Below are 22339 nucleotides of genomic sequence, written 5' to 3'. Positions count from 1 at the left end.
TTAGAATCTTCTACCAATATTTATTCCTACTCTTGGATAAATACTTTCTCCATATTCTTCACTTTGAGCAAAATTTCGTCCTAATCCATACACCATTTCTCCAAACCATTTTTGACTTCTACTCATAAATTTACTTCCTATTGCAAGTCCTAATCCGTAACCAAATTCAGTTTTATAATCATTTCCATAAGGGTTGTAGTTGTTATAATAATAATTTTCGTAACTAAAAGCTGAACCATTACCTTCAATAAAAAATCCTGCAGCATTATCTTTTTTTCCAAAATAAATGCGATAGTAAGGAGTTAGCATAAAATTATAATTAATCGTATTTCCACCTCCTAAAGCCAAAGAAATACCTGCTGCTGTTTCATCACTTAATACTCTTTCATAGGTGATTTCTGGAAGACCCAGCAAAGTATATAATCCATTTATTTTGATTTCATTTGCTCGGAAATGAGGGTCATGTGTTACGACATCTTCTTTATTGACAATATAAACACTATCTACTTGAGCAAAAGCAATGCTTGTACTCATAAAAAACAGAACAAATAAGACAAATTTAAAATTTGATTTCATAAAATAAAAAAATTAGAGTAAATAGAGTTAAATAAAAATAATTTGCGCTATAATTATAATAATGACGCTTTTAAATTTTAATGCGTTGCACTAAGGTTAAACTATTTTTGTAAAATTTTATAAAAAAGAAACTTTTAAAATGAATATTTCTACATTGTCATTATTTGCAGTTTTTGTTGGAGGAGGCTTAGGGTCAGTAGTTCGTTTTTTAGCTTCTAAATGGATTATGGAACACTCTACAGGCTTTCCAACGGCTACTTTTGTTACTAATTTTTTAGCTTGTATTATCTTGGGAATGTTAGCTAATTACTTAGGGGAAGCAAAACTAGAAAGTGAGAAAATCCTAGCAGCTTTATTTATGACAGGTTTTTGTGGTGGCTTTAGTACATTTTCTACCCTCAACTTAGAAACCTTTAAACTTATTCAAGTACAAAATTATCAAATTGCTTTTTTATATACTTTTTCCAATGTAATTCTAGGGTTTATCGGAATTGCTGTTGGTTTTTGGCTTATAAATATTTTTAAATAGAATTTAAATATTTTTAAGAAATAAAAAATACAAAATCTAAAAACCGATATGTCTGCTGGTTTTAAGTATAATATTTTGTTTAATATGTTTTTAAAGAATTTTATTTGGTGTTGAGTGTGGGGTTGCAGACTATTTTGTTCTTATGATTTATTATGATTACTGTTTTTAGCTAAAACAGGTTTTAACATAAAAAATAGCAAAAGTAGAATAATATGAATAATATTTGATGTTATGCAAAATAATATTTTTATTTTTGTTGTTTTTTGTGATTTATATTTGGGGTTGCATACTTTTTAGTTAAAAAAAATCCTTTTGAAGGAGCATTGAAAAACTGTAACCTACAGTAACAGAAGCCGTTAGGAAGACTATAAGCAACGAAAAAGAATAGCAGAAAAAATAATTTATTCTTTAACTCTTTTTTATATGCTTTTATTACTTTTTATTTTAAAAAGTATTTCTTTTATACTACCTCTTCAAACAAATCACAACAAATTACTATGAACTTATCAAAATCAATCTTCGCTGTTATTTTTGCTCTTACACTTTCATTTAATTCTTTTGCAAATGCTCCTTTGGGAGAAAATGACCGAGCAACTATTATTAAAGTAATTCCAAATACGACAAAGTTTGTATTAACATTTGAAAATGTTAAACAAGAAAACTTAGAAGTAAAGATTTATGATAAAAATCTAGGTTTGTTGTACTCTGAATCTCTTGGAAAAAAAGAAAGTATTGAGCGTACTTATGACCTTAAAGTAAATGGAACGTATACTGTAATCCTAAAAGGAGAAACCTATAATGAAAAAAGAGAAGTAACTGTTAAAAATACCATAACAAATGAGTTTATGGCTGATTTTGCACCAAAGACTAGCGATAATAAAGCTATTGCAACTATCAAAAATAACAAAAGTACAGTTACAATAACTCTTACTAATGAAGAGGGAAATATTTTGCAAGAAAAAACAGTTACATCAGAAAATGCAAAATGCACAATTAACCTTGATAACTTAGAAAAAGGAACATATTTTTTACAAGTTATTGGACAAGATAAAGCATTTTATGAAACGTATGTTATCAACTAATTATCTTTCATAAAGTTAAAAAAGCAACCTAGAGATAGGTTGCTTTTTTTATGAAAAATTGTAAATACCACTGCTTTTGTTGCTATTTTAGCATACTGATGATGCTAACAGAAATCTAATTATTGAATATACTTCAAAAATTCACTACGAGTAGCTTCTTCATTAAATTTACCACTATAAAAACTTGTAATTGTAGTGCTAGTTTGGTCTTGTATTCCTCTCATTGATACACACATATGAGCAGCATCTAAAACAACAGCTATATCTTCTGTTTCTAACATTTTCTTTAATTCTTCACCTATTTGATTTGTCAGTCTTTCTTGTACTTGTGGACGACGAGCAAAATAATCTACAATTCTGTGTAGTTTTGAAAGACCTACAACTCCATTATTTGAAATATAAGCAATGTGTGCTTTTCCGTGAATTGGAACAAAGTGGTGTTCACAATGCGAATGAAAACTAATATTTTTTTCTACTAAGAGTTGATTATAGCCAAACTTGTTATCAAACATTTTTGTGGCTGGCTTATTCTCTGGATTAAGTCCTTTAAAAATTTCTTTTACATACATTTTAGCAACTCGCTTTGGTGTTCCTTGCAAACTATCATCTGTCAAATCAAGTCCCAAAATATCCATTATTTCTTTAAAATGGTCTGCTATTTTTTCTATTTTTGTAGCATCATCAAGTTCAAAAGCATCTTTTCGTAAAGGTGTTTCTATAGATGTTGCGATATGGTTTTCGCCAATAATTTGCGATTTTTCTTCCTGTTCTTTCTCTGTAAGTTGTACTTGTTTTGTCGTTTTTTTCACTTGTTTTTTCTTGTTAGAAGTAGTAGAAGTTTGACTCACTTGTTTGTCATGATTATGAATACCCTCTACCTTTTTAGGCTGGGCATTCGACGAAGTTCCGTTCAGTTTCATAAAGTTTGATTTTTAAGTCTAAGTTTGAATTAAGTTTTGGACGCAAGATATTATAAATCACAACTGCTATATTTTCAGCACTTGGATTTAGGTCTTTAAATTCTGGAATCTCTAAATTGAGATTTTTGTGGTCAAAACGGTCAGCAATATGTTCTTTTATCAAATCACTAAGCCATTTCATGTCTACAACATATCCTGTTTCTGGGTCAATTTCACCAGTCACTTGTACGATAAGATTGTAATTATGACCGTGATAATATTCGTTATTACATTTACCAAATATTTCTTGATTTTTTTCGGCTGACCAGTTTGGATTATTTAAACGATGGGCTGCATTGAAATGTTCTTTTCTGAAAACGGAAACACGCATAATTTTTATATACTATTTTTAAGATAAAAAGGATAACAAAAATTAAAATTCTATATTTATTCTTCTAATAGAAAAATATTTTTCTAAATTTAATTAATTGGCTATCAAAGGCAATAAGGACTTTGTGAGAAGTTTTGTTTTGAAAATAAACTACTTTTATGAAAAAATTTAGTGGAAAGCTTGGAACAAATAATAAATCAAAGATATTAAATAGTATGCCAATAGATGAATTATATTTGTTTATAATTTAGTCAGACTTAATCAAATTGTTTAATAAACGATAGGTAATAATTAAACAAAATATATTCTCAAACTTTACTTTTATTTAAAAGGTTTTCAATTTATGGATTTTTTCGACGATATATTCAAAAAACTCTTTCCCAAGCGAAATAAAACAATTCCTTTAATAAAAGAAAATTTAAAGAGGTCAGAGAAAGATGAACTAGCATTTCAGATTTGGAGTTCAAGTGCTGATGCAAAGTATTGGTTGGCAAGGATTTATGAATCCTATCATCTTAAAAGGGAAGGCTTGACTTCCAAAGATATTGAGGTTCATTTGTTTGCTTCGGCTGCCTCAAATGGAGTTGCAATTACTTATACGAATGCGATGAGTAGCAAGCAATTCCGTTTTTTGTTTGACAAATTAAAGGAGTCTGTTCTACAACTTCCGTATCCTTACAAGCTCTACACTTCTGACCGAGCACATTATGAGCGAACAAATTATATAGAGACAATAGAAAAACACTATCTAAAACCTGTTTATGGAACAAGTAATGAAGTAAAAAATGAGCTTAAAACAGATGGACAACTTCCTCAGTTTTATGGAAATGTATTGATAGAATATATTCAAATTGACGGAGAACCTAGTTTTATTCGTCTTTTAGCAAATATTTATTCAGATAGACTTTTTCTTGATGCATTACCTTTTGAGGAACTTGTAGAGAAGGTTTTGAAATAAGGATTTGTAGTAAAAAATTGTATTTTTGCAAAACTAAGGAATGGTAAATTATTAATGATGAATGGTAAATGAATACAAATGATTGATTGTCAATAAATTGCAAAATTAAAAAGAGTAATTTATTTAATTTTTGTTTCTAAAGTTCATTCAGACTTCTTATTTCTGAAATCTAACTTCTTATTTTATTCTATGTATTCACTTTTACGCCCTCTCTTTTTCAAACTTGATGCTGAAAAAGCACATTATACAGCTATTGCAGGATTACAAACACTTCTAAAACTAGGAGGAAAAACGATTGTAACAAATCCCATAAATTTAAATAAAAAATTAGAAAAGGAAGTTTTTGGATTAAAATTCAAAAATCCTGTGGGTTTGGCAGCAGGTTTTGATAAAAATGCAAAATGGATTGAGGAGTTAGATCAACTCGGTTTTGGATTTATAGAAATAGGAACACTTACACCAAAACCCCAAGATGGAAATGAAAAACCTCGTTTGTTTCGTTTGAAAGAAGATAATGCGCTCATCAATAGAATGGGTTTTAATAATGAAGGAGTAGAAATTGCTGTGGAAAGATTAAAAAAAATAAAAGCTAAAAAGCCACATATTATTATTGGTGGAAATATTGGAAAGAATAAAGTTACACCAAATGAAGAAGCTACAAACGATTATCTGATGTGTTTTGATGCACTTTTTGATTATGTAGATTATTTTGTGGTCAATGTAAGTTCTCCAAATACGCCAAATCTTAGAGAGTTGCAAGAAAAAAAGCCACTTACAGAGCTTCTACAAACACTTCAAAATCGTAATAAAGAACATTTAATTCCAAAGCCTTTACTTCTCAAAATTGCACCAGACCTCACAGATTCTCAACTTGATGATATTATAGAAATAGCTAAAGAAACAAAACTAGCAGGAATAATTGCAACAAACACAACCATCAGTAGAGAAAACTTAAAAACAGAATCTCAAAAAGTAGAAAATTTGGGAAATGGTGGACTAAGTGGAAAGCCATTGAAAGACAGAAGTACAGAAGTAATTACTTATCTTCATCAGAAATCAAATGCAGCCTTTCCAATTATTGGAGTGGGGGGAATTCATAGCCCAGAAGATGCACTAGAAAAACTAAATGCAGGTGCAAGTTTGATACAACTCTATACAGGTTTTGTTTATGAAGGTTGGGAGCTGATTAGTAAAATAAATAAAGAAATTCTAGACACCAAATCCTAAGGGTTTAAAGGTTACAATTATGGACAATCAAGAACAAGAATACGATTTTTTGCCCTACGTTTTTACAGAAAATATCTATTATATCGATGGCGTAAAATCAGAATGGGAAATTGAAGCAAGTGCAAATCAAGAACCAACAAACCAAGTTTCTCAAAATCAAGTTACAGAAACAAAGACTCTAAAAGAAGAAATAAGTGATATTAAATCAAAAAACTCTGATTTACAAAGTAAAAAGGTTATAAGTAAATTAAATCAAGAAAATTCAGATATAGATTTTTCTTATTTTGGAAAGAACCGTAAAAACTTCTTGATTTTGATAAAAGAAACGGAGCAAGAAAATTTAAAAGAAACAGATAGTAAACTCCTGACAGGTATTTTGGCAGCAGGACAACTTTCTCTCAATGATGTTGCTATCGTAAACATGGCAAAAACAAAGGCTACTTTTTTGGATATGTATAAAAAACTAAAACCTACTTCAGTAGTAAGTTTTGGCGTTGATACAAAAAACTTAGGTGTTCCCCATGAATTTGAGCTTTATAAACCTACTAAGATAAAAGCAATCACATGGGTTGTCTCACATAATTTTGTAGCTCTTCATTCTGACAAAACCAAAAAACTAGGACTTTGGACAGCTTTGAAGGAATTGGAATGTTATGTTTCCTAAAACTTATGAATAAGAAAACTAAAAAATATGATGATTATATTTCTTATTTAGGAAAGAATAGGAGAAGTTTTTTGATTGTTGTAAGTCAGAAAAATGAGGAAATACTAGAAGAAAATAATCTCACTCTATTAAAAAATATTTTGAAGGCAGGTTTGCTTTCACTAGATGATGTAATGGTAGTAAATACAGAACAAGAGGGTTTTTCATTCTTGGAAATTCGTAAACAAGCAAGACCTATTTATATTCTTGTTTTTGGCGTTGATACAAAAAACTTAGGTGTTCCTCATGAATTTGAACTTTATAAACCTACTAAGATAAAAGCCATTACGTGGATTATTTCACATAATTTTGTAGCTCTTCATTCTGACAAAACCAAAAAACTAGGACTTTGGACAGCTTTGAAGGAATTGGAATGTTATGTTTCGTAATCTATAAACCCAATCGTTCGGCTTCTTCTGGGTTTTGTTTTTTGAGTAATGTAAAATCACTGTATTGTGTAATAATATTAAATTTTAAAAGTAGATTTGCCGTATCTTCACTTTTTTCATTAAGTTCTTCATGTTTTTTTATGTAAATAGCATTATGCCTTTCTTGGTCTAATTTGAAATACTCTTGCATAATATTATTATCTACTTTTTCACGCTCTTCGGCTGATAAAGCTTCTTTTTCTTTTCCTAGTTCTACAAATTGGGCGACATACTCATCAAACCATTTTTGTAATTGTGCATGTATTTCGGTTGTGCTGCTTTCAGTTTTGTACAAAAGGTCATAAATTTTATCATTGAGTTGATTGGCAAGGTTCATAATACGTTTGCCTAAAGATATGTTGTTTTTCATAAGTGTTTTTAATTTAACTATTTGAGATTGTGAGTTTTACCTTCTCATTCTTTTAGAAAATTCTATTTCCCATTCACTAACTCCATAAATAGTTTTGATAATCAAAGTAGAATTTGAAAGTTTTTTTATTTCCCAAAAGACATCAGGTTCTTTTTTTCTGTATAAGGCAATTTGATTTCGGTCCTTCAAATAATGCCAAGAAATAGGTTTCTCTGTTTCAAAGAAATTAGTTTCTAATTTTCCATTATTTGTATTTCTAAAAACAAATGTATTGGTTGTAAACTCTAAAAATAGGGAATCTTTTTTTAAATTTAGAATAGAATCTCGTTGCAAAAGAATTTTTTCTTGCTCTTTGGAGTAATACTTTTTATTTTTAATAGGATTTGAATTGACGTTTTCTATTTTCCAATCTCCAACTAAATCATTTTCATCCTCTAAAAATTTGTTTCCAAAAAAGTAGATAACACCAACAGCTATTAGCAAAATGAAAGTAATTATACCATAAAAAAAAGCATTGATAGTTTGCATTTTATTCAAATTTTAAAAATAATAATTCAGATTAACTCAATTATGTCACGGAAATAGCAATCTCTTTATTGATATTCTAGCATATCAAAACCAATCAAACTTGCACTTAAACAATGTAATTATAAATTTTATAAAACAGCAATAATTTACTAAATTTCCTCATTAGATTGCAATTTTGTAAAAGCATTTGACTTTTTATTCTTCTGACTCTACTTTCACAATATAATTTATGAATTTTTTTTTACTTCAAAAAAGGGTATTAAATTCCTTTTCTATTTTCTTTGTTGTTCTTTGTGCTGCTTGTACCTCTAAAAATCAAGTTAAAAATACAATAGATAAAGAGGTTTTGGGTGTGCAGATACATAAAGAAGAAGCTCAAAATCCACAAAAACGCAATAAAAACAAACTTGAAGGTCTGCTTATCAAAAAAGCAGATAGTTTCTATTTTGCCAGTAACTTCAAACAAGCTCAAACACTCTATGACATGGCTTTAAATAATGTTACTGATGCTGAAACAAAAAAGTATTTGATAGAAAAAATAGCTGAAACAAAAGGAAGAATTGAAGAAAATAGCACTAAAGATTCAATGAAAAAATGAAAGTAGTAATTATTTTTTGATGCGAATAATAGCCAAATCATCTGTAACTAGGTGATTTATTTTCTTTAAATTCCTGATTTTTCTATCTAAAAAATTATCAAATTCGGATTCTTGATAATCTACTAAAAGATAATCAATTATTTCAGATTCACTTTTCTGCTGATTTTGATTTTTTAAATTCTTGAACGTAAATATTCCATCTGTAGAAATTGATAAATCTTCAAAATTAGAAATAGAAAGTTTTTGTTGTTGTTTTTTATAAAACTCTTCAAAATTTTCAGTCAAATGATACCCTAAATAATCTGGCGTGTTGTTTTGTTCGTATTCTGTGAGTTTTGCATCTACACAAATGAGTCCGTCGCCTATTGTTATTAGTTCAGCGTTGTAATTTTTTGTATCAATAATTCCCAAAATAAGCGTAGAAAGCAGTTCGTTTGTTTCTAAACCTAATTTGTTCTTTATTTCTTTTGTGTCTTCTATAAGTTCTTGAAGGATAGTTTTGAGTTTTGATTGCAAATCTGTTTCTTGATTTTGCTTTGAGATAAACTCTTGATAAAATGTATTCTTAGCTATTTTTCTAAGGATTTTACCATATAAAATGGAAGCAAAAACAGACTCTGTTCCCATCGTACAACCATCCATAACAGCAATCAAGATTTGATTAGAAGCAAGTTGTTCTTTTATCAAAAAATCTTCGCAGTAACTGGTATGGAACTCTCCAATTTGTAAGGTGGTGTATATTTTCATTTCTATTATTTTATTTCCTAACAACCCATTGGCAAATTTATCAATATAAAATAATTCGTTTTGCTTCCATCTTTATCTGTTACAACAATTTTAAAATTAAATCGATTAATCATAACAGAACAAGGATAACCATTTGCATTTTTACAATTTTTAGCTCGTTCTGTAAATTTATTTTCTTCGCCTCCATATTCAATACTAACAGCTTCTAAAATCTGTTTTGTACTTACTTTCGGAAATAATTCAGACTCCTTTTTAGAATATTCTTTAGAAATAAATGAATTCTTTTTTACACTTAATTTCTGCCATTCTGAGTTAAAATGCTTCCAGTTCAATAAATCAAGATGCGCTCCTTCATCAGAAACCCCTAAACTAGTTTGGTAACTCTCAAATACTTCTACATTTGCAATAGAAGAATCTTTTTGAATAATTTCAAATGATTTATTTTCAAAATTTTCTCCAAGTCCTGAATTAATTTTAATAGAATCTTTATAAAATTTTTCAAACTCTTCTCTTCCATTTTCAATATCAGAAGAAACAAATTTGATATTTAATTTCTCAAACTTTACAATAAAAATAGAATCCTTTCCAATTCTTTTTTTAATCTTTTTCTTTTGTAGATTTACCTGTTTTTGATTTATTTCAACAAAATTATTTCTTGTTTCTTGATTCTTACTATTACTTATCTGGATTGCATCTGTATTAGATTGAGTTTCTTTTTCAGAACTACAGGATATGAAAAATAATAAAATTAGTAAGGCAAATAATGTAATTTTCATTTTAGATTTCTAGTTATAATCAAACTTCGATAATTTCCTTCAAACGTTTTTCAATTTCTCTCCAATCAGCATTCAAATTTAGTGTTTTTATTTGGATTTGATGATTTTTGAATTGATAACTCAGATTGTACTCTTTTTCTATAGTTGGATAAAGTAAAATCCCTTTTGCAGTTATGGTCTTTTCATTTCCGTCTTCTTGATTGAGCAAGTAACTGAATAATTGATATAAATTAGTGGATTGTATTTTGTCTTTGCCATAATTTTTCTTCATCGTTTCTTGATAGTATTTGGCATCAATAATTATTTTTTCAGTTTCATTTTCTAGCGAAATATCTGTTTCCATTCTTGGTAAATACGTGTCAGCTTCCAAATCATTTTCAAAATCCCATTTTATGATTTCTTTTTTTACAGTTATAAATTTTGTTTGTTCAATTTTATAAAAATTTCGTATAAATGCTTCAAAAAGCTGATTCATTTTCCGCTCATCTCTTGTAAAATCTGAAAATATATAACTTCCTTTATCCCTTTTCTCATTATCTTTTTCACTTTCAGAAGGCAATGTATTTTCAAAAATAATGTAACAAACATTCATTACAAAACCATAAAAACGGTTATTTCTATGAATCTTGACTTGAGAGAAAAGAGAGTTTTTGAGTTCAATCTTTTCTATCGTTTGGGGAAGTTTTTTTTGCAAGAAAATGAGTTCTGTTTTCAGGTTTCTATCTATATTTCTTGTGTTGATAAGCCTTTGAATAGTAGAAAGCAAAATTTGATTTTGAAGAATATTAAATGAAAAATCATCAAAACTACAAACCGTTTTTTGTTTTGATAAAAGATTTTGTTTTAAGGTCTGACTGACTTGCAACTTTCCTTTTACAGCATTTATTTCCTGTACATTTTCGATATAATCTCTATCAATTCCACGTTTTAAAAGCACTTTTGTAGCAGTAATCAATACTTTTGCAAACAAATCTAAAAGCTCGGTTTTGTCATCTATCGAAACGTTGATGCGCTGACTTTCATCTAGTTTGTTCCACGCATAACAAAGTAGATAATAAATGTTTTTTATTGGGATTGCCATAGAGAATTACGAATTAAAAATTACGAATTACGAAATGAATTTCATTTTAACTAGCTCTAGCTATTAAATCATTAGTTAATCCATAAAATCTTCATCATTTCCCTTACCTTTTCACTATCATCAAACCAAATTTCGTCTAAAAGAGGTTGTATTTCAAATTGAATTACTTGATTAAACCAAACATTTTCTTCTTGTTTTTTCTTTTCATAATCACAAAAATAACTGTGTCCAATCTGAAAACCTTCGCCCAAATTTATATCTTTAGCTATCTCTTGATTTACTTTTTGAATAGAATTCGAAATATGAGTTATAAGAGTTTCTGAAATCTCTTTTTGAGAAAGAAAACTTTTAAATTTCTCTCCAAAGTCAGGTTTCAAACTCACAAAAGCAAAACGCCTTCTGAGCGCATAATCCACCATTGCCAGCGAACGGTCAGCTGTATTCATTGTACCAATAAGATAGAGATTTTTAGGAATATAAAAACGGTCTTCTTCCTCTTCGGAATAAGTGAGTTTTAACGAAAATTTTTCATCTCTTTTGTCGGCTTCGATGAGCATCATGAGTTCGCCAAAAATTTTACTCAAATTTCCTCTATTTATTTCATCGATAATAAAGAAAAAATGACGTTCGGGATGTGCTAATGCCTTCTTACAAAAATCATAAAAAACACCATTTTGCACTTCAAAACCTCCTGTTTTTGTTGGTCGAAGTCCTTGTATAAAATCTTCATAAGAATACGATTGATGAAACTGTACCATTTCGATATTGAGATTATTGGTTTCTCCCATAATCTGATAGGCAAGTTTGCGAGCAATAAATGTTTTTCCTACTCCTGCTGCGCCTTGCAGAATGATATTTTTCTTTCTTTTCAGAATTTCTACAGTTTGAAGAAATTGTTCTTCACTGATGAATGGTTTGTCTTTGTCTTCTAGGAAGTGATATTTTTTGATATTTTCCTTTTTAGTTAACTGCCTTTCTATTTCTTCTTTCTCTTCTATAATAGCTCTAATAATTTTGTAATCTTGCTTACTGACTTCAAACAAACTTCCTTGATTATTACGCAAAACAGGACAGTCTTTTAATTCTTCATTATTTTTTAGCTCTTTCCAACTAATAGGAATTTCTAGTTTTTCGATGAGTTTAAATTCAATGAGTTTTTCATTTTCTATTTCGTGCAAAGGCTTCGTAATCTCATAAATTGCTTTTATCTGCTTTGTGGGCGTACTTTCATATCCTAAAACGATGTCTTTCTTTTTTACATTTTCAAAGTTTCTGTATGTATTTCGTTTGTGTCCCTTATCTGTAAGTGCTGTATAGGTTTGAGTATCTCCTACTTTGCTTTCACTAATGCTCCAAATTTTTGGATTTGCATTGAGCCACCAATAGTTTTCATTTTCTATTTCGTTTTTTTGCTCTTCGTATTCGTTTTGTTCATCTAATTCTTGTGCTATATCTATATTGACTGGTAGATTATACTTTTCAAAAATCTCTATCAGTTCAGGATATTTCAATAGATATTGCTCTAAAATAATTTTGTAATTGTTGGTTGGACTAAATGTATCTGGACGAAAAAGCCTACCATTTTTTCCTGTATGTTGGTATGTTTTATTCGTAATCCATTTTACTTTTCGGATATGATTAAATCCATCTTCATTTGTATTTTCATCATAAAAATAATTGCTTTCTATAATTCCAATTCCGATACATTTATTGACACCTTCATTTGCAAAAACCACATCGCCAATATTTGCGTCTTTGAAGAGCCACAAGTTCCATATCAGATTTGTTCTGTTATGTAAAGATTTATCGATGGCATTCGTTAATTCTTCTTGAGAAGTATAAGTCGAAATATCTCCAACTCCCAAATTTTGATAATTAACAGCTATTATATTTTTTTTGTAAAACTGTATCCATTTTGTAGCTTGTTCTCCTGGTGAAAATTTAAAATAATTATGATTTTCATTATTACTTTTGGCAATTTCTTCTTTAGTTTTCTGCATAAGTGTACTTTTGTAGCGTACCTTTTAAGGTGCGAAAATGTACCGTACACTTTAGTGTACGAAAAGGTTTTATAGTATAATTTATCTAAATTTGATGCTATAAACTTACAAAAAATAGTAAAACGAAACCCAAAAAATGATTCTTTACGCAGATAGTGGCTCAACCAAAACAGACTGGGCATTAAAAACCGAAGATGGAAAAATACTGACTTGGAAAAGTGGAGGTTGGAATCCTTACTTTCTTTCTACACAGCAAATGATAGAAGAAGGTAAAGATTTTATCAATAAATCTTATCTTGAAAATCAAAATGAATCATCTGATTATTTGGAAGAGTATTTATATAAAGTAACCAAAGTTCAGTTTTATGGTGCTGGCTGTTCGACAGAAGAAAATAGAAAAATTGTTTGTGCAGCTCTAGAAACTCTTTTTCCACAAGCTAAAAAAATAGAAGTGGCTCACGACCTTTTGGGAGCTGCTCATTCTGCTTACAATGATTCAGAAAATCAAAAAGGAATCGTTCTTATTTTGGGAACAGGCTCAAATGCGTGTCTTTACAATGGAAATAAAATAACTCAGGAACTCACAAATTTAGGCTTTTGGTTGGGAGATGAAGGAAGTGGAGGATTTTTAGGAAAGAAATTAGTTATTGATTTTTTGTATAACCGTTTGTCTAAAGAAATTCATTATTTGTTTTATCAAAAGTATAAATTAAATAGAGAAATAGTTTTGAAAAGAGCCTATCAAGAACCAAAACCAAATGAGTTTTTTGCTTCTTTTGTTCCTTTTCTTTACAAATATAAAGATGATTCTTTTGTGCGAAACTTAATAGCTACTACTTTTGACGAATTTTTGAATAGGATAGAAGAAGAATTTAAAGATTTGAATCTCAATTTTTATGCTGTGGGTTCAGTAGCTTATTTTTTTGAAGAGATTTTGAAAGAACGAATTGCTAAGCGCAAAGGAAATTTAGTAAGAGTCGTTAAAAGTCCGATTGAAGGATTGGTAGGGAAAAGTTAGAATTTATTATACTCAAATGTATTGAGATTTGGAAAAACTAAACTTATCAGTATATTTCAAAAAATAAAAGAAACTAAGAAATTACAAAGCCTTTTAAATCAACTCTGAATTGATTTAAAAGGCTATTTTTATGCTCTAAATTATAAATTTATCTATAAGCTAATTTAGTTACTAATATAAACCATCTCGCCATTTACATAGGTCTGCAAAACATGTGTATTTCGTAAAAGTCTGTTGTCTGTTTTCATAATATCGGTATCAATAAGGATAAAATCAGCAAATTTACCAGCTTCAATACTTCCTTTTTCATTTTCCTCAAAAGCTGCATGAGCTGCCCAAATTGTCATGGCTTTCAATGCTACCTCACGAGTAACAGCATTTTCTATTTGAAAACCTTCTTTTGGATTTCCCAAACCATCTTGTCTTGCAACGGCTGCATGAAAAGTAGCAAATGGATTGACAGCCTCTATTGGAAAATCTGTTCCAAAAGCAATCCTATTATTTTGTTCATAAAGCTCACGATACGCATAGGCATGACCCATACGAACTCTCCCTAAACGAGTTTCTACCCAAGGCATATCCGAAATAGCATGTGTAGGCTGAACAGAAGGAATAATTTTGAATTTCTTGAATTTTTTTAAATCGTCATGATGAACTACTTGAGCATGTTCGATACGCCAACGCAAATCTTTATTTTTGTTTTCTTCTGTTCCCAAAAATTCGCCATATAAATCTAAAAATATACGATTTGCCGAATCTCCAATACAATGTGTATTGACTTGAAAGCCTTTATCAGCAAATTTTTTGATTAATTGTCTATATTCGTCTGTACTTCTCCACATTGCACCATACATAGATGCACTATCTGAATAGGCTTCCAACATTGCAGCACCATACGAACCCAACGTTCCATCAGCAAAAAGTTTTAAAGCTCCTGCATGCAAACGATCTGTTTTGATAGTTCCTTTATCTAAAAAATAGTCTTGATTTTCTTCTGTGGGGTCAATCATTGCATAGATACGCAGTTTTAGAGACTTTTCTCTGTGCATGCTATCTAAAAGCTCAAACATTTTCTTATCCATAAGTGCATCTCCTACCGAAGTTACACCATTCTGAAAACAAACTTTTTCAGCTCCCTGAAAGGCTCTTTTCATTTCTTCCTCTGTCAATGTAGGCATTTTATCAGTTGCTAAGTTTATAGCTGTTTCGTACAAAAGTCCGTTTAGTCCTTTTAATCCTTGTTCTTTATTGAGCTTTCCTTGTTCACCCTTAGTTTCATAAACTCCCAAAGTTCCCCCTTTTGGCATTCTGGAATATTGATTGATACGAGCTTCTGATAATGCTTTCTGATTGACTAAAGCGACATGTTCATCTATTCGTTTCAAAAAAACAGGAATGTCTGGAAAAGCCTCATCTAATTTTTCTTTTGTAGGTAAAATAGCAGGACTCCAATTGTTTTGATTCCATCCATAGCCTTTTATCCATTTTTTATCTGGATTTGCTTCTCTATATTGTTGTAAAATAGTAATTACTTCTTCCAATGATTTGGCTTTGCTTACGTCTGCTTCTTCTAGTTTTTGTCCGAGCCAATATAAATGAGCATGTGCATCAATAATACCTGGGAGAATATAGTTTTTTTGAGCATCAACAATTCTTGCACTTGTATATTTTTTTAAAATTTCTCTACTTTTACCTATTTCTACAAATTTTCCATCACGAATAGCAAAGGCTTCTTGCTGTGAAAAAGTGCTATCAACAGTATAAACTTTTGCATTATGAACAATTAAATCAACGGCTTCTTTAGAAGAACAAGATGAGAGTGTACTAGACATAACTATAAAAAGGACTAAAACGAAAAGATGAGAAAAGAAAGATAATTGAAGTAAAGGTAGTTTCATAATTTGATTTTTCTTTGAAAATAGAACGAGAAACTAAATGAAATTTTATTTAACTTATGATAAGCATCAAAATTAGTTAATTTTAGTCGTTTCTCTTTCTTTTTTTAAACTTGAATATGCTTTTTAGTAAAAGCAATATGTTTTGACTCTACTAAATTTTAGTTTCTTAAAAAATGAGTATAGATTTTTATTTGATTTCTAAATTCTGCCTTCATACTTCTAACTTTATTTCTACCTTTGTGATATGGAAAATACAGAAAAAAATATAGAAAATCAGACTTCGCTTTACCTTGTTCCGACACCAATCGGAAATTTGGCAGATATTACACTCAGAGCCTTAGAAACACTCAAAAAAGTAGATTTAATTTTAGCAGAAGATACACGCAAGACAGGTGTTTTGTTAAAACATTATGAGATAAAACAACCTTTACAGAGTTATCATGCTCATAATGAACATCATACTGTTCAGAAATGGATAGAACAAATGCAACAAGGAAGTGTTTTTGCGCTTGTTTCAGATGCAGGAACACCAGCCATTTCTGACCCTGGATTTTTGCTTGTTCGTGAAGCCTTGAAAGCAAATCTAAATATAGAATGTTTGACAGGTGCGACAGCTTTTGTACCTGCTCTTGTAAAATCAGGACTGCCAAGTGAGCGTTTTTGTTTTGAAGGATTTTTGCCACACAAAAAAGGAAGAAAAACTCATTTGGATGCTCTAGCAGAAGAAAAACGAACTTTTATTTTATACGAATCTCCTCACCGACTTATCAAAACACTTACACAACTTGCCGAAGTTTGTGGAACTGATAGAAATGCGTCTGTTTCTCGTGAACTTACAAAAGTGTATGAAGAAACCAAAAATGGAACTTTAGAAGAAATAATAAGTTATTTTTCTAATGAAGGAACAATAAAAGGCGAATTTGTAATTGTGGTAGAAGGACAGACCAAACCAAGTAAATCGGTTATGATTAAAAAGTAACACTTTTTATATACTCAAGATTTTTAACTTTATCAATCAACTAAAATGAAAAAGCACAGTTTATCATTAATTTTTATCCTAATCACTCAATTTATTATTTCTCAATCTTTTGCGCAAGAAAAACAAGTATTTCCTTTTGGTGTAATTGAAGAAATTGAATCAAAAGAACTATCAGAAAAAAGAACTCTGAATATTTATTTACCACAAGGTTATCATCCAGATTCAGCAATCGTTTATCCAGTTATCTATGTGCTTGATGGTTCTCAATATGAGGATTTTCCACATATTGCAGGATTAACTCAGTTTATGAATATGTATGAAATTTTGCCCAAATCTATTGTAGTCGGAATTTCGAATTTAGGAAAGTCAAGATATAGAGATTTTACGTATCCAAGTGATGATAAACAGGATTTAAAAGCAATTCCAAATAATGGAGGTTCTGAAAAATTTATAGCCTATTTAGAAAATGAAGTGATGCCTTTAATAGAAAAAAACTACAAAACAGATTCTCATAAAACTATTATCGGACAATCGTTAGGAGGACTTTTAGCAACAGAAATTCTATTCAAAAAACCTTATTTGTTTGATGATTACATAATTGTAAGTCCGTCGCTTTGGTGGGATAATCAAAAAATGGTTAAAGATTCAATTTTTTTTCTGAAAAATCTATCAAAAAGTGTTGCTGAAAATAAAGCAGAAAATACAAAGTATAAAAAACGAATTTTTGTTTCTTTAGGCGAAGAGCATCCTACTATGCACAAAGTGGCTGATAAGCTGGTTGATTCAATTAAGAAACTAGAGGAAACTAAAAATGGAACAATTACCCTTTTTTATGAACCAATTTTAGACCAAAATCATGCTACTATTTTACATTTAGCTGTTTATAAAGCCTTTGAAAAGTTTTATAAGAAAGAAGAAGAAAAAAAGAAATAAGTGGTATAAAAAAAGGAATTTCAAAGCTAGTTTGAAATTCCTTTTAATTGATTCTTTATAAATCTAAGAATACAATTTTGTGTATAATTTTTCAGCTACTAAGTTAGAAGATTGTGGATTCTGACCAGTAATTAAAAGTCCGTCTTCAACAGCAAATTCTGACCAATCACCAGCTTTCTCATAATGTCCTCCGTTTTCTTTTATCATATCTTCGACTAGAAAAGGAACTACATTTGTAAGTTGTACAGCTTCTTCTTCTGTATTTGAAAATCCTGTTACTTTTTTTCCTTTTATTAATGGCTCACCCTCTGTATTTTTTACATGTTTAAGAGCAGCAGGAGCATGACATACAAGACCTAAAGGCTTATTTTTTGCATAAAATGACTCTAACAAACTAATAGATTGAGCATCTTCTGCCAAATCCCAAAGAGGGCCATGACCACCAGGATAAAATACAGCATCATATTTTTCTTGATTTACGTCAGAAAGTTTAGCTGTGTTAGCGATTGCATTTTTAGTTTTTTCGTCTTCAAAATATCGTTTTGTAGCTTCCGTTTGAAAATCAGGCTCATTGCTTTTTGGGTCTATTGGTGCTTGTCCTCCTTTTGGAGTTACAATATCTACATTTATACCTTTATCCACTAAATAGTAATAAGGTGCTGCAAATTCTTCAATCCAAAAACCTGTTTTTTCTCCTGTGTTTCCTAATTCGTCGTGAGAGGTAAGGACAAATAATATATTTTTTGTGTTGCTCATTTTGATAGTATTTTTTTGGTTACTCTAATTTATTTGATACAAAGGTCAGATAATTAGTAGCCTTTACAAAGGATGTATGTCACCAAATTAGTGTGATGTATGTCACTTATAATCTACTATAATCGACTCAGTGTTTCTCTTGATACACCAAGAAAAGAAGCAATATATTTTTTAGGAACTCGCTGAATTAGCTCTGGATAACTTTCGGTAAGACTTTCATAGCGTTCTTTGGCAGAATCTTTAATGAGAGAAAGAATTCTATTTTGTAGAGCTGCATGTCCTGTTTTTGTCTTTTTTGACCAAAAACGCTCCATCTTAGGGTTATTAATACTGATTTCTTCTTTTTGCTGATAGGATATAGCAAGCAAATGGCAATCTTCAAGACAATCAATATTTAGCTTTGCTTTTTCTTGATGAAGGAAAGCATTATAATCTGTAATCCACCAGTTTTCCATGGCAAATTGAATAATATGTTCTTTGCCACCTTCATCAAAAACTGAGGATTTGAGACAACCTTTTATTACAAAAAACTCAAAATTTACATCGTTTCCTGCTTCAATAATAAATTGATGTTTTTTGCGATATATAGGCTTGAAATAGTTTATAATATCTTGAAATTCTTCTTCTTCTAAATCAACTATTTCATTAATATGATGGTATAAAGGATGTTGGTTCATTGAATCAAAAAGCTAAACAGATTTGTAAAATAGAGTTTGTAAATTCTAAGGTAAACTATTTTGTCTACATCTTCTATAGTTTTGATTTCTTCAAACAAAAAAAGGAATTCCAAATCTAGTTTGAAATTCCTTTTATATACTAACAGACTTTTTCTTCCAAAATATGTATATCAAATTCTTCTTTCAAAATTTGGTAAAATTCTTCATCATTTTGTATTGTACGTTCTTGTTTCTCTGCGCCCATTGTTTTGATAAATTTATTATTGAACAAGGTGATTCTTCCTTGTTCTGTGGGAATTGTACAAATTTTATTTTTCACAAAATAAGACTCTTCTGAATATTGTTTGAAGTCTATTTGCTCATAAAATTCTTCAATCTTTCTAGGAGTTGTATCAAGGGCATAGATTTTTTTGAATTTATAGCCCTTTTTAGATTCTGATAAAATATAATTAGATTCGCTCAATTGATTTATTTTGTAAATTGAATCTCTTTCTTTATAAACATAATTATCAATTTTTGAAGGGATTTTCATAGGTTCTGTAAAAAGATTTCCAAATCCTACATCTAAAAGCCACTTTTCTTCTAGCTGCACAATTATAGCTAAATGGTCAAATTCTACTCCTAATTTTTCTCTCTTTTCATATATTCTTGCTGAGATAATCTGAACATCAAATCCAAGTTCTTTGAGAAGGTTATAAAACAAAAAATTGAGTTCATAACAAAAACCACCTCTTTTTTCTACAACTATTTTTTGATACAAAGAAGCTATATCAATACGTAGAGGTTTCTTTAAATGTATATCCAAATCTTCAAAAGGAATTGCAAAGACATGTTTTTTGTGTAGCTCGTTTAGCGTTTGTAGGTTGTTTTGTGGGGTTTGCCGATAATCTATTCGACGTAGATAATTGTCTAACTTCATTTCTTAATTATTTGTGTGTTTATTGGTTGTTGTTGCTATTGAAAATAACTTGTTTGTTTTTAACTAGTTAGTCTTAAGTAAACTTCTTTTTCTTCGATTTTTACTATTAAAAAGCTAGTGTAAAAGTAATCAAATTCTATATGTTATTTCAATTCTATAACTTACTTTAAGGAAATAAAAAATCCATTCAAGATTTAGATTTTCTCAAATTGCCTTTAGCTTGACATCCTGATTAAGACACAATTTCAAAAATAAAAAACTCTTTCATTATTTCTAATAAAAGAGTTCTTGTTTGAATTTTACTTCATAATGGATAATTTTATTTATTCCACGGTAACTGATTTAGCCAAATTTCTAGGCTGATCAACATTACAACCACGCATCAAAGCAACATGGTACGATAAAAGTTGAAGAGGAATAACTGAAACTAAAGGCATAAAGGCATCGTGTGTACTTGGTACTTCGATAACATAATCTACCTTTTTTGGAATAGCAGCATCTCCTTCTGTCACAACAGCAATTACTTTTCCTCGTCTTGCTTTTACTTCTTCGATATTGGATAAAATTTTATCATACGAATTATCACGAGTTGCAATTACCACTACTGGCATTTCTTCATCGATAAGCGCAATAGGGCCATGCTTCATTTCGGCAGCAGGATAACCTTCTGCGTGTATATAAGATATTTCCTTGAGTTTTAAAGCACCTTCTAAAGCAACTGGGAAATTATATCCACGTCCTAAATATAAGAAATTACGAGCATTGACAAAGTCTTTTGCTATTTTTTCTATTTGCGTATTTAGTTTTAGAGCTTGTTCTACTTTTTGAGGAATACGTTCTAATTGACGTAAAAGGTCTTTTAATTGATTTTCAGAAAGTGTTTTTCTTTCTTTAGCAAGCATAAGTCCAAGAAGAGCCAAAACGGTTACTTGTCCTGTAAATGCTTTTGTACTAGCCACACCTATTTCAGGTCCTGCATGAATATATGCGCCTTCGTGTGTTGCTCGTGCAATAGAAGAACCAACTACATTACAGACTCCAAAAATAATTGCTCCTCTACTTTTTGCTAATTCAATAGCTGCTAGTGTATCAGCTGTTTCTCCTGATTGTGAAATAGCAATCATTACATCACCCTCTTCTATGATTGGATTTCTATAACGAAATTCAGAAGCATATTCTACTTCAACAGGAATACGTGCAAATTCTTCAATGATATATTCAGCCACTAAACCAGCATGCCATGAAGTTCCACAGGCTACAATGACAATACGTTTTGCATTAACAAGATTATCTAAATATTTATGAATTCCACCCAAATTTACGTGTCCGTTGGCTGCAATAAGCCTTCCACGAAGTGCATCACGAATAGATTTTGGTTGTTCAAAAATTTCTTTTAACATAAAATAGTCATAACCCCCTTTTTCGATAGATTCTAATTCCATATCCAAAGTATGAATATAAGGAGTAGTTGGAATATCTTCAATGTTTCTGATAGTAAGTGAGTCATTTGTCAGAAGTGCTATTTCGCCATCATTTAGATAAACTACTTCTTTTGTATATTCTATAATAGGAGTAGCATCAGAAGCAATAAAAAACTCATCTTGGTCTTTTCCAATTCCGATAACCAAAGGACTTCCTTTTCGTGCTGCAATCAGTTGATGAGGACTATCTTCTGACATAATAATAATAGCATACGCTCCTACCACTTTATGCAGAGCCAAACGAACGGCTTCTTCTAAGCTACATTTGTGTTGGTCTTGAATTTCTTCGATAAAATGAATAAATACTTCTGAATCTGTGTCTGATTTGAAAGTATGTCCTTTATTGATTAAATCTTGTTTTAAGACGGAATAATTTTCAATAATTCCGTTATGAATAATTGCTAACCGACTAGAACCTGAATAATGAGGGTGTGCATTGACATCATTAGGTTCTCCATGAGTTGCCCAACGAGTATGTCCAATTCCTACTTTGCCTTCTTTACTCTTATTTTGTATAAAACTTTCTAGTTCGGCTACTTTTCCTTTTTTCTTATAAATATTGATACCAGAGTCCATTAATGCTACTCCAGAGCTATCATAACCACGATACTCTAATCTTTTTAATCCTTTTATAAGGATGGGGTACGCTTCACGTTGTCCGATATAACCTACAATTCCACACATAAATTCGTATTTTTTAATGATTTAGTGAGTTCTTTGAAAAATTTAAACTCTTTACTATTAGCAAATTACAGAATAATTTTAATTCACTTTTGATTTGAAAA

At 30.1% G+C, this 22339-nt stretch carries 24 protein-coding genes; 10 read left to right on the top strand and 14 right to left on the bottom strand.

The genetic code is table 11. From position 1 onward, the window contains the following. Complete coding sequence (locus V9L04_RS02740) at positions 1-576, bottom strand: hypothetical protein (RefSeq protein WP_338792538.1); 576 nt, start codon at positions 574-576, stop codon at positions 1-3. Positions 577-715: 139 nt separating this feature from the next. On the opposite strand from V9L04_RS02740, the gene crcB reads away from it, so the two are divergent. Further along, positions 716-1105: a fluoride efflux transporter CrcB gene (gene crcB / locus V9L04_RS02735; RefSeq protein ID WP_338792537.1), complete on the top strand. Its 390-nt coding sequence runs from the start codon at positions 716-718 to the stop codon at positions 1103-1105. Between the two features lie 497 nt (positions 1106-1602). After that, positions 1603-2187 carry a T9SS type A sorting domain-containing protein gene (locus V9L04_RS02730; RefSeq protein WP_338792536.1) on the top strand — a complete coding sequence of 195 codons (585 nt, stop codon included), beginning with the start codon at positions 1603-1605 and terminating at the stop codon, positions 2185-2187. Between the two features lie 119 nt (positions 2188-2306). Here V9L04_RS02730 and folE read toward each other — a convergent pair whose 3' ends face one another. Beyond that, complete coding sequence (gene folE, locus V9L04_RS02725; protein WP_338792535.1) at positions 2307-3107, bottom strand: GTP cyclohydrolase I FolE; 801 nt, start codon at positions 3105-3107, stop codon at positions 2307-2309. Next, complete coding sequence (locus V9L04_RS02720; protein WP_338792534.1) at positions 3070-3477, bottom strand: 6-carboxytetrahydropterin synthase; 408 nt, start codon at positions 3475-3477, stop codon at positions 3070-3072. The genes folE and V9L04_RS02720 overlap by 38 nt, the downstream gene beginning before the upstream one ends. A gap of 343 nt (positions 3478-3820) precedes the next feature. Between V9L04_RS02720 and V9L04_RS02715 the strand changes: the two genes are divergently transcribed. The 4 genes from V9L04_RS02715 (at position 3821) to V9L04_RS02700 (ending at position 6754) form a co-directional block, all read left to right on the top strand. After that, a complete protein-coding gene (locus V9L04_RS02715) occupies positions 3821-4435 on the top strand; it encodes a hypothetical protein (RefSeq protein ID WP_338792533.1) in 615 nt (204 codons plus the stop codon). Positions 4436-4624: 189 nt separating this feature from the next. Continuing rightward, on the top strand, positions 4625-5662 hold the full coding sequence (locus tag V9L04_RS02710; protein WP_338792532.1) for a quinone-dependent dihydroorotate dehydrogenase: 1038 nt from the start codon (positions 4625-4627) through the stop codon (positions 5660-5662). A gap of 19 nt (positions 5663-5681) precedes the next feature. Further along, positions 5682-6326 carry a hypothetical protein gene (locus V9L04_RS02705; RefSeq protein WP_338792531.1) on the top strand — a complete coding sequence of 215 codons (645 nt, stop codon included), beginning with the start codon at positions 5682-5684 and terminating at the stop codon, positions 6324-6326. A gap of 5 nt (positions 6327-6331) precedes the next feature. Further along, on the top strand, positions 6332-6754 hold the full coding sequence (locus tag V9L04_RS02700; protein ID WP_338792530.1) for a hypothetical protein: 423 nt from the start codon (positions 6332-6334) through the stop codon (positions 6752-6754). Position 6755: 1 nt separating this feature from the next. Here V9L04_RS02700 and V9L04_RS02695 read toward each other — a convergent pair whose 3' ends face one another. Continuing rightward, positions 6756-7163 (bottom strand): hypothetical protein, encoded by a 408-nt coding sequence (locus V9L04_RS02695; RefSeq protein ID WP_338792528.1) that lies wholly within the window; start codon positions 7161-7163, stop codon positions 6756-6758. Positions 7164-7199: 36 nt separating this feature from the next. Further along, positions 7200-7691, bottom strand: coding sequence for a hypothetical protein (locus V9L04_RS02690; RefSeq protein WP_338792527.1), 492 nt, complete (start codon positions 7689-7691; stop codon positions 7200-7202). Positions 7692-7920: 229 nt separating this feature from the next. Here V9L04_RS02690 and V9L04_RS02685 point away from each other — a divergent pair, with 229 nt between their 5' ends. Then, positions 7921-8289: a hypothetical protein gene (locus V9L04_RS02685; protein ID WP_338792526.1), complete on the top strand. Its 369-nt coding sequence runs from the start codon at positions 7921-7923 to the stop codon at positions 8287-8289. A gap of 9 nt (positions 8290-8298) precedes the next feature. Here V9L04_RS02685 and V9L04_RS02680 read toward each other — a convergent pair whose 3' ends face one another. The 4 genes from V9L04_RS02680 to V9L04_RS02665 form a co-directional block, all read right to left on the bottom strand. Next, positions 8299-9036 (bottom strand): protein phosphatase 2C domain-containing protein, encoded by a 738-nt coding sequence (locus V9L04_RS02680; protein WP_338792525.1) that lies wholly within the window; start codon positions 9034-9036, stop codon positions 8299-8301. A gap of 17 nt (positions 9037-9053) precedes the next feature. Beyond that, positions 9054-9812: a hypothetical protein gene (locus V9L04_RS02675; RefSeq protein WP_338792524.1), complete on the bottom strand. Its 759-nt coding sequence runs from the start codon at positions 9810-9812 to the stop codon at positions 9054-9056. Between the two features lie 19 nt (positions 9813-9831). Beyond that, positions 9832-10893 carry a 5-methylcytosine-specific restriction endonuclease system specificity protein McrC gene (gene mcrC, locus V9L04_RS02670; protein ID WP_338792523.1) on the bottom strand — a complete coding sequence of 354 codons (1062 nt, stop codon included), beginning with the start codon at positions 10891-10893 and terminating at the stop codon, positions 9832-9834. 71 nt (positions 10894-10964) lie between these two features. After that, positions 10965-12893: an AAA family ATPase gene (locus V9L04_RS02665; protein WP_338792522.1), complete on the bottom strand. Its 1929-nt coding sequence runs from the start codon at positions 12891-12893 to the stop codon at positions 10965-10967. A gap of 136 nt (positions 12894-13029) precedes the next feature. On the opposite strand from V9L04_RS02665, the gene V9L04_RS02660 reads away from it, so the two are divergent. Beyond that, positions 13030-13911: an N-acetylglucosamine kinase gene (locus V9L04_RS02660; RefSeq protein WP_338792521.1), complete on the top strand. Its 882-nt coding sequence runs from the start codon at positions 13030-13032 to the stop codon at positions 13909-13911. Between the two features lie 164 nt (positions 13912-14075). Here V9L04_RS02660 and V9L04_RS02655 read toward each other — a convergent pair whose 3' ends face one another. After that, entirely contained in the window at positions 14076-15809 is a 1734-nt protein-coding gene (locus tag V9L04_RS02655; RefSeq protein ID WP_338792520.1) for an amidohydrolase, read from the bottom strand. A gap of 244 nt (positions 15810-16053) precedes the next feature. On the opposite strand from V9L04_RS02655, the gene rsmI reads away from it, so the two are divergent. Next, positions 16054-16788, top strand: a complete 735-nt coding sequence (gene rsmI / locus V9L04_RS02650; RefSeq protein ID WP_338792519.1) for a 16S rRNA (cytidine(1402)-2'-O)-methyltransferase — start codon at positions 16054-16056, stop codon at positions 16786-16788. A 45-nt stretch (positions 16789-16833) separates the two neighbouring features. Beyond that, complete coding sequence (locus V9L04_RS02645) at positions 16834-17721, top strand: alpha/beta hydrolase-fold protein (protein ID WP_338792518.1); 888 nt, start codon at positions 16834-16836, stop codon at positions 17719-17721. A 63-nt stretch (positions 17722-17784) separates the two neighbouring features. Here V9L04_RS02645 and V9L04_RS02640 read toward each other — a convergent pair whose 3' ends face one another. The 4 genes from V9L04_RS02640 to glmS all read right to left on the bottom strand — a co-directional run bounded on the left by V9L04_RS02640 (position 17785) and on the right by glmS (position 22238). Continuing rightward, the gene (locus V9L04_RS02640; protein ID WP_338792517.1) at positions 17785-18477 is read right to left on the bottom strand and encodes a type 1 glutamine amidotransferase domain-containing protein; all 693 of its coding nucleotides are present in this window, start codon (positions 18475-18477) and stop codon (positions 17785-17787) included. Positions 18478-18593: 116 nt separating this feature from the next. Continuing rightward, positions 18594-19154, bottom strand: a complete 561-nt coding sequence (locus tag V9L04_RS02635) for a Crp/Fnr family transcriptional regulator (protein ID WP_338792516.1) — start codon at positions 19152-19154, stop codon at positions 18594-18596. A gap of 139 nt (positions 19155-19293) precedes the next feature. Next, on the bottom strand, positions 19294-20073 hold the full coding sequence (locus V9L04_RS02630) for an arylamine N-acetyltransferase (protein ID WP_338792515.1): 780 nt from the start codon (positions 20071-20073) through the stop codon (positions 19294-19296). A 323-nt stretch (positions 20074-20396) separates the two neighbouring features. After that, the gene (gene glmS, locus V9L04_RS02625) at positions 20397-22238 is read right to left on the bottom strand and encodes a glutamine--fructose-6-phosphate transaminase (isomerizing) (RefSeq protein ID WP_338792514.1); all 1842 of its coding nucleotides are present in this window, start codon (positions 22236-22238) and stop codon (positions 20397-20399) included. Between the last annotated feature and the right edge of the window lie 101 nt (positions 22239-22339).

Source organism: Bernardetia sp. MNP-M8, from assembly GCF_037126285.1.
Classification (GTDB): domain Bacteria; phylum Bacteroidota; class Bacteroidia; order Cytophagales; family Bernardetiaceae; genus Bernardetia.
This window is presented reverse-complemented; position numbering and strand designations above follow the sequence as displayed.

Coding starts and splice junctions, on each gene's coding strand:
- V9L04_RS02740 (WP_338792538.1), bottom strand. CDS start 576: ATGAAATCAAATTTTAAATTTGTCTTATTTGTTCTGTTTTTTATGAGT.
- crcB (WP_338792537.1), top strand. CDS start 716: ATGAATATTTCTACATTGTCATTATTTGCAGTTTTTGTTGGAGGAGGC.
- V9L04_RS02730 (WP_338792536.1), top strand. CDS start 1,603: ATGAACTTATCAAAATCAATCTTCGCTGTTATTTTTGCTCTTACACTT.
- folE (WP_338792535.1), bottom strand. CDS start 3,107: ATGAAACTGAACGGAACTTCGTCGAATGCCCAGCCTAAAAAGGTAGAG.
- V9L04_RS02720 (WP_338792534.1), bottom strand. CDS start 3,477: ATGCGTGTTTCCGTTTTCAGAAAAGAACATTTCAATGCAGCCCATCGT.
- V9L04_RS02715 (WP_338792533.1), top strand. CDS start 3,821: ATGGATTTTTTCGACGATATATTCAAAAAACTCTTTCCCAAGCGAAAT.
- V9L04_RS02710 (WP_338792532.1), top strand. CDS start 4,625: ATGTATTCACTTTTACGCCCTCTCTTTTTCAAACTTGATGCTGAAAAA.
- V9L04_RS02705 (WP_338792531.1), top strand. CDS start 5,682: ATGGACAATCAAGAACAAGAATACGATTTTTTGCCCTACGTTTTTACA.
- V9L04_RS02700 (WP_338792530.1), top strand. CDS start 6,332: ATGAATAAGAAAACTAAAAAATATGATGATTATATTTCTTATTTAGGA.
- V9L04_RS02695 (WP_338792528.1), bottom strand. CDS start 7,163: ATGAAAAACAACATATCTTTAGGCAAACGTATTATGAACCTTGCCAAT.
- V9L04_RS02690 (WP_338792527.1), bottom strand. CDS start 7,691: ATGCAAACTATCAATGCTTTTTTTTATGGTATAATTACTTTCATTTTG.
- V9L04_RS02685 (WP_338792526.1), top strand. CDS start 7,921: ATGAATTTTTTTTTACTTCAAAAAAGGGTATTAAATTCCTTTTCTATT.
- V9L04_RS02680 (WP_338792525.1), bottom strand. CDS start 9,036: ATGAAAATATACACCACCTTACAAATTGGAGAGTTCCATACCAGTTAC.
- V9L04_RS02675 (WP_338792524.1), bottom strand. CDS start 9,812: ATGAAAATTACATTATTTGCCTTACTAATTTTATTATTTTTCATATCC.
- mcrC (WP_338792523.1), bottom strand. CDS start 10,893: ATGGCAATCCCAATAAAAAACATTTATTATCTACTTTGTTATGCGTGG.
- V9L04_RS02665 (WP_338792522.1), bottom strand. CDS start 12,893: ATGCAGAAAACTAAAGAAGAAATTGCCAAAAGTAATAATGAAAATCAT.
- V9L04_RS02660 (WP_338792521.1), top strand. CDS start 13,030: ATGATTCTTTACGCAGATAGTGGCTCAACCAAAACAGACTGGGCATTA.
- V9L04_RS02655 (WP_338792520.1), bottom strand. CDS start 15,809: ATGAAACTACCTTTACTTCAATTATCTTTCTTTTCTCATCTTTTCGTT.
- rsmI (WP_338792519.1), top strand. CDS start 16,054: ATGGAAAATACAGAAAAAAATATAGAAAATCAGACTTCGCTTTACCTT.
- V9L04_RS02645 (WP_338792518.1), top strand. CDS start 16,834: ATGAAAAAGCACAGTTTATCATTAATTTTTATCCTAATCACTCAATTT.
- V9L04_RS02640 (WP_338792517.1), bottom strand. CDS start 18,477: ATGAGCAACACAAAAAATATATTATTTGTCCTTACCTCTCACGACGAA.
- V9L04_RS02635 (WP_338792516.1), bottom strand. CDS start 19,154: ATGAACCAACATCCTTTATACCATCATATTAATGAAATAGTTGATTTA.
- V9L04_RS02630 (WP_338792515.1), bottom strand. CDS start 20,073: ATGAAGTTAGACAATTATCTACGTCGAATAGATTATCGGCAAACCCCA.
- glmS (WP_338792514.1), bottom strand. CDS start 22,238: ATGTGTGGAATTGTAGGTTATATCGGACAACGTGAAGCGTACCCCATC.